7 protein-coding genes and 1 pseudogene are annotated in these 6447 nt (G+C 49.7%); 7 read left to right on the plus strand and 1 reads right to left on the minus strand.

Features of this window, described 5'->3' with window-relative positions; all coding sequences use genetic code 11:
• Positions 1-77 precede the first annotated feature (77 nt).
• The 7 genes from rbr to H8527_RS08200 all read left to right on the plus strand — a co-directional run bounded on the left by rbr (position 78) and on the right by H8527_RS08200 (position 5955).
• The gene (gene rbr, locus H8527_RS08170; protein ID WP_187547245.1) at positions 78-659 is read left to right on the plus strand and encodes a rubrerythrin; all 582 of its coding nucleotides are present in this window, start codon (positions 78-80) and stop codon (positions 657-659) included.
• A 110-nt stretch (positions 660-769) separates the two neighbouring features.
• On the plus strand, positions 770-1324 hold the full coding sequence (locus H8527_RS08175; RefSeq protein WP_187547246.1) for a hypothetical protein: 555 nt from the start codon (positions 770-772) through the stop codon (positions 1322-1324).
• A 21-nt stretch (positions 1325-1345) separates the two neighbouring features.
• A complete protein-coding gene (locus H8527_RS08180) occupies positions 1346-2053 on the plus strand; it encodes a DUF2461 domain-containing protein (protein WP_187547247.1) in 708 nt (235 codons plus the stop codon).
• Between the two features lie 72 nt (positions 2054-2125).
• Positions 2126-2833: an SIMPL domain-containing protein gene (locus tag H8527_RS08185; RefSeq protein WP_187547248.1), complete on the plus strand. Its 708-nt coding sequence runs from the start codon at positions 2126-2128 to the stop codon at positions 2831-2833.
• Between the two features lie 183 nt (positions 2834-3016).
• Positions 3017-3910 carry an acyltransferase family protein gene (locus tag H8527_RS10050; protein WP_187547249.1) on the plus strand — a complete coding sequence of 298 codons (894 nt, stop codon included), beginning with the start codon at positions 3017-3019 and terminating at the stop codon, positions 3908-3910.
• A gap of 101 nt (positions 3911-4011) precedes the next feature.
• Positions 4012-5232 carry an acyltransferase gene (locus H8527_RS08195; protein ID WP_187547250.1) on the plus strand — a complete coding sequence of 407 codons (1221 nt, stop codon included), beginning with the start codon at positions 4012-4014 and terminating at the stop codon, positions 5230-5232.
• A 429-nt stretch (positions 5233-5661) separates the two neighbouring features.
• Entirely contained in the window at positions 5662-5955 is a 294-nt protein-coding gene (locus H8527_RS08200) for a transposase (protein ID WP_255498554.1), read from the plus strand.
• Between the two features lie 106 nt (positions 5956-6061).
• Here the strand turns inward: H8527_RS08200 and H8527_RS08205 are convergent.
• Positions 6062-6316 (minus strand): annotated as a pseudogene (locus H8527_RS08205) (IS1380 family transposase); the annotation flags it as partial.
• Between the last annotated feature and the right edge of the window lie 131 nt (positions 6317-6447).

Raw genomic sequence — 6447 nt, forward strand, 5'->3', positions numbered from 1 at the left:
AGCGATGTAGATATGCGCGCAATTCATTAACTTTGCAACGACATAACCACATAACTACATTTTTAATTCTTACCACAATGACTACAAAAAGCATCAAGGGTACTCAGACCGAAAAGAATCTGATGACCAGTTTTGCCGGCGAATCACAAGCCCGCATGCGCTACACCTACTTTGCCAGTGCCGCCAAGAAAGAAGGCTACGAACAGATTGCTGCCATCTTCGCCGAAACTGCCGACCAAGAGAAGGAACACGCCAAGCGCATGTTCAAGTATCTCGAAGGCGGTATGGTTGAAATTGCCTGCTCTTTCCCTGCCGGTGTCATCGGCGAAACGCTTGACAATCTGCGCGCTGCCGCTGCCGGTGAAAACGAAGAATGGACGAAGGACTATCCTCATTTTGCCGAAGTGGCCGCCCAAGAGGGATTTCCCGAAATCGCAGCTATGTACCGCAACATCTCTGTGGCCGAAAAGGCTCACGAGGAGCGCTACCAAGCCATGATTAAGAACTTGGAGGAATACACCATGTTCAAAAAAGATGGCAAGACTTTCTGGCAGTGCCGCAACTGCGGTTTCGTCTACGAAGGCGAAAAGGCGCCCATCAAGTGCCCCGCCTGCCTGCATCCACAAGCCTACTTTGAGGTGATGAAGACCAACTACTAAATCTTCCTCTCCGACTTTTTGCATTGGCGCATCGCCTCGTGTTCCGCTTGCCGCTGGCAATGGCGGCGAGACGATGCGCCTTCTTTTTCTCCCACCAATCCCCCACTCCGATGGACACTTCTCCCTTTCTCGACCACTACCAAACGCAACTCACCGATCAACTCCTGCGCCTCTGCACCAACGCTCATGCCTTGACCGGCCAACTCCTCAGTACACCCGACCTTGCCGAGCGCTGGAACGATGTGGCCGCCCCCTATCTGGCCGATGCTGTGCCTGAAATTGCACAATATCCGCACGTTGCCTTGGGCTGGATGATGTATGTAGGCATGGGATTGGCCCATCTTTGGGATAGTGAATGGGAGCGCATCGCTGCCGGCACCGACCTCTACGCCCTGCTCCGCGACCCACGCGGTTTCGACTGCCTTGACGAAGAAGTGCGCGAAGGCGTTTTAGGTTTTGAACGCGACGGCACAGCCTATCGGGAGTGTGAGGATTTGGTGCGCGCTTGTGCCCAATGCGCCCTCGACCGCATCCGCCGCGAACAGATTGAGCCGCAAAGCCCCGAAGCCTTTCATATCTATGTGCGCAGCCTCCACGCCCTCTACGAAGTGGGCATTGCCGTGGAACTGAAACGCCTCGGCTACAAATACGAAGCCATCGGCTGACCCCTCATCAACCCTATCCTTATGCAACAAATCATCGATTTTCTCCGACAACTTCAAGCCAACAACAACCGCGAGTGGTTTGCCGAACATCGCGACGAATACAAGGCCGTTCAGGCGCGTTTCAACACCTTTGCCGAAGCGCTCGTAGGCGAAATTGCCAAATTCGACCCTTCTGTGGCCGGACTCACCGCGCGCGACATCACCTACCGCATCTACCGCGACACCCGATTTTCCAAAGACAAAACGCCTTACAAAACCCACATGGGCGCCTTCATCTGTAGAGGCGGTAAGAAGTCGGGCTATGCCGGCTACTATCTGCAAGTGGGTGTGGAGAAAAACGGGGCGCATTTCGGCGACCTACATTGGGAAACGCAAAACATCCTTGCTCCCGGGCACTATTGTGTCGAACCTCGCGTGCTGCAAGTGTTGCGAGAGGACATCGTCCACGGCGATGGCGATTTCGACCGCGTGGTACGCGAAGTCCCCGATGCGGGATTTTCGCTCCTCACCACCGGCTCGCTCAAACGCAATCCCAAAGGTTTCGACAAGGACGCTCCCTGGTCGGAATATCTGCGCTTGAAATTCTTCTGTTTGGGTATGGCCGTAGACGATGCTTTCTTCCTGGCTCCGCAATTGCCGGAACGTGTCGCCGCCCTTTTTCAGACTGCCAAGCCTTTCCTCGACTACATCAACCGCGCCATCGACTACGTACGCGAAGGGGGAGAATAGCTCTGTTTTTTCTCTCTCACCGGCCAATGACCTCTCTTTTCTAAAAAAACCTCATTCTAAAACCTCATCATTATGAAAAATCTCATCAAAGAAGCGGCCATCATCGCCCTGGCCATCCTCGGATTTGGTTGCTTATTCCACTCCGCCGTCGACAACTTCATTGACAAAGACCGCACTGTCACCGTCAAAGGGTTGGCCGAAATGGAGGTCAAAGCCGACAAAGTGATTTGGCCGCTCACCTACAAAGAGTTGGGCAACACCCCCAGCGAGATGTATGCCAACATCTCGGCCAAAAATGCACAAATTGTGAACTTCCTCACGCAATATGGCATCCGGAAGGACGAAATCAGCATCAACCCTCCCGAAATCTCTGACCGCAAAGCCCACGCTTATGGCAGCGACGACGACATCACCACGCGCTACGTGGCCACCAGCGTCATCACCGTCACCTCCAACAGTTTGGACACGGTGCGCAGCCTCATGCAGCGTCAAAGCGAACTGATGAAATACGGCATCGCCCTCACCGGAGGCGACTACGAGTCGGGCAGCACCACCTACGAGTACACCCGCCTCAACAGCATCAAGCCGCGCATGATCGAAGAAGCCACTAAGAACGCCCGTGCCACCGCTGAGAAGTTTGCCAAAGACTCCGACAGCCGTTTGGGCAAAATCAAGACGGCCTCGCAAGGGCAGTTCAGCATCGAAGATCGCGACCAAAACACCTCTCACATCAAGAACGTGCGTGTCGTGACCACCATCGAATACTATCTCAAAGACTAACGCCTTCGTGTCGCGCCCTTCTCTCGCCAGGAATATAAAAGAGGAATCTTAGTTGATGTGTATCCCTCTGGGAGGCAACTGATATTCCACATATGTTAGTCAAATCTATAGATACACAGAACCTCCATATTTTCTTAAATAAAGCATACATCCTCCACACAAAAATAAACAAACAAATCATTTATGAATCTTCCTCCATCAAGAAACAAAGACATAGATTTTGTAAAAGGCGTCTTAATTTTCCTTGTTGTACTAGGACATTCCTTGGAAGTCTTTCAAACTCAAGATTTTAGCACAAATAGTATACACACAGCCATCTATTCATTCCATATGCCGATGTTTGTGTTTCTATCAGGTTTATTTGGGAGAAATAATTTACAACTAGATTTCATTTCTTTACTCAAGAAGAAATTCAACCAACTATTATATCCTGCAATAATCTTCTGGTGTATTGATTGTGGAATTATTGTAGGGACACGCCATCTATTAGCTACCTATAAAACAGGGTGTGACGATGTACTTTCCTTCTATTGGTTCTTAAAAATGCTATTTGCTTGTATTTTTATATCATACCTTATCGATAGGATTTTGGAAAAACATAAGTTTTTCGGATGTATTACGACATTTGTCTTGTTAGTATTACTACTGAGATTCGATAAGTATTACGATATCATCTTTTATTACCCTTTCTATTGCTTCGCATTATATTACGGAAAAAAAATTACGCAAAGAATAACAAACGCAATCTCGACCATATCTCCATGGGTGATTGTCTTATTTTTTATTGCCTACAACGGATTTGTGATTAGCAATTTCGCATGGTCAGACACTGTTTACGTTCACAACATTAATATATACACTATAAAAGAGATAGTTCAATCTGCGTATACATTTTTAATTTCCATCTCAAGCCTTTTTGTTTATTTAATCTTTTTTTCTATTCTTGGCTCAAAAATGTCAAGCATCAAAGACTTTGTACCAGTTTATTTCAGATACTGGAAAATATACTCTTCAAATCTATGTCATCCATATCATCATTATGCATTCATGCTTGCGTCTTTTTATCTCGACAGATAGTAACTTACTGACCATAATAATTGCGATAGTTATATACATGATGGCCTACTATATATCAAAATGTCTATCGAGTAACAAGTATACAAGCTATCTGTTTAGATTTGAATCCAACTGAACCGCACCCCTTCGTGTCGCGCCCTTCTCTCGCCTACATCACCCGCCTGCGCTTTCCGCTCGCCCTGGCCGTGGTGTTCATCCACGCCATGGGCGCTGCCCCACGTTGGCAGCACGCATCGGAACTTTCGCTGCTTGATGCGTGCAAATGGCTCTTTTCGCAAACGTTGACCGGGGTGGCCGTCCCCACCTTTTTCTTTCTCTCCGGCTACCTCTTCTTCTTGGGAATGTCGGAGGCACGAGTGACGTGGACATTTTTCCTCGCCAAATGGAAGCGCCGCCTCCTCACGCTGCTCCTCCCCTACCTCATGTGGAACGTCCTCGCCTTTCTCTGGCGCTGGGGCGAAAGCGGATGGGGCGCTTTTGCCGCGCGCTGGGAGCGCGAGGGTGGTTTCGACATCTTCTGGAGTTGTCACGCCATCGGGCGCGACCACAGCAACGCCTTCGGCCTGCCGCTGGGGCACTTGACAGCGCCCCTCGACGTCCCATTGTGGTTTCTGCGCGACTTGATGCTCACCATCCTGCTCGCCCCCGTGCTCTATGCTCTGCTGCGACACCGAGGTATGGGGCTGATGGTCTTGGGCCTCGCTGCCTGCTGCTATGTGCTCGGCATTTGGCCGCACCCTGCCGGCCTGTCGCTCACCGCCCCTTTCCTTTTCTCCGTGGGCGCAACCTTTTCCCTCCATCGGCACGATCCGGTTCAATCGCTCCGCCCCTTCCGCTTTCCGGTGTGGGGCTTGTCGGCCGTGCTGCTGTTGTTCCCCCTCTTGCTGCGCGGCACAGCGGCCGAGGGTTTACTCCCCTACTCAGCCCCCCTCGCCACTCTGGTGAGCCTCCCCGCCGTGCTGCTCCTCGCCGGCGAGTTCGACCATCGCGACGTCTCGCTCTCCTCTCGCACCCGCTGGTTGGCGCAAAGTAGTTTCCTCATCTATGCCGCCCACACTGTGGGCCTGCTGCGGCAAACCGACTTGCTCCTCCGCGCCCTCCTCCCCACCACGCAAGGCTTTTTTTGGGGACTAGTCCACTACTTTCTGCTCCCGCTCCTCACCACTCTGCTCTGTCTGCTACTCTTCGCCCTCTTGTCGCCTCTGCACCGCTGGTCGGCCCCCTTCACCGGCATTTGGCCGAAATCACCGGCAACAACTCGTCAAGTGACTTGTCGGGAAAAGAAACCCATTTCGATAGATACAGAAGCGTCTGCCCAATAGTTACCCTCTCCTCGCGCGCGTATACTCTACAATAGTGTGCGACATTTGCCTTCAATCCTTCACCTTATCTGTAACGCACAGTGTTTCAGATGGTTTCGGGTGAAGGCAAAATGTTTTTTTCCCTTCACCCCAAGGCATCTTCGTCCCTTCTTTCGGCATCGCGGTGAAGGCAGTGAAGGCAAAAAACACGACTTAATAGTGTACGTACGTGTGTGCGCGTGCGCGAGAAACGAATGCGTGCACGCGAAAAAACAACGCGTGCACGAAAGAAACAATGTGAAAGACATGTCGACCGGTGGCAGAGGAAATCCGAAAGAAGTCGCTCCGTCATCGACAAACTGCTCCGTCATCAAAAATCAAGAACTTCCCTCCCCCTTCGTTTTTTCTCCTATGCCGTCGCTCCTACCTCAGAGATAGTTTTTTCTACCTCTGACCCCCAATTCGGTTCACATCGTCACGGGAATACGCACTAATATGAAGAACCGCTTAATGGATGCCTACGGTAAGATTATGCTTCGTAAGAGAAGTATCATTGAGACCATCAATGATATGCTTAAAAACGTGGCACAGATTGTTCATATACATCATAGAAGCCTCTCCAACTTTATCGTAAATCTTTTGGCAGGAATAGCCGCTTATGCTTTCTACGATACAAAACCCTCCATCAATATGGAATTTGAGATGGAGGGAGAAGCAGAGGTGAAGCAGCTCACACTTTTCTAAACCTACTTGCGTGAAACAATGGAACTTCGATCTAAAACTAGGTCGAAAGAATCGCTGTGTGCTATAACCTGAGTAAAAAAGAGGTGACCTTAAACCGAATTGGGGTTAATAGCGTATCAGGTCTCTGCTTGAACTGCCCTATAAGCGCATTGATGTCCTCAAGGCATTCTCCACCACAAAGGTAACTGAAGAAGAGAGAGCCCAAAATACTTCCATAACAGAATGCTTTGCCACTACTTCCACGTTTACCCAATACAGATTCGGTAAGTTTTTCAAAACCCAACTTTGAGAAAACGTCCATAATATGATAATTTCCACCGAAAGAAGTGATATTCTCGTTTTTAATTGCTACCTTTGCCATGTCAGTTTTTTGCTTACTTGTTATGTTTGCATCACCAAGATAGATGAAATTTCTGACACATCCAAGTGCTTTGAGAACTTTGTTTCTCAGACACTTGGAGACCTCACAAAAATTTATGCTGCGGAATTAAG

Source organism: Alloprevotella sp. Lung230 (genome assembly GCF_014385435.1).
In the GTDB taxonomy this organism is placed as follows: domain Bacteria; phylum Bacteroidota; class Bacteroidia; order Bacteroidales; family Bacteroidaceae; genus Alloprevotella.

Excerpts from the sequence above, each read along its gene's own strand:
- rbr (WP_187547245.1), top strand. The coding sequence starts at position 78 with ATGACTACAAAAAGCATCAAGGGTACTCAGACCGAAAAGAATCTGATG.
- H8527_RS08175 (WP_187547246.1), top strand. The coding sequence starts at position 770 with ATGGACACTTCTCCCTTTCTCGACCACTACCAAACGCAACTCACCGAT.
- H8527_RS08180 (WP_187547247.1), top strand. The coding sequence starts at position 1,346 with ATGCAACAAATCATCGATTTTCTCCGACAACTTCAAGCCAACAACAAC.
- H8527_RS08185 (WP_187547248.1), top strand. The coding sequence starts at position 2,126 with ATGAAAAATCTCATCAAAGAAGCGGCCATCATCGCCCTGGCCATCCTC.
- H8527_RS10050 (WP_187547249.1), top strand. The coding sequence starts at position 3,017 with ATGAATCTTCCTCCATCAAGAAACAAAGACATAGATTTTGTAAAAGGC.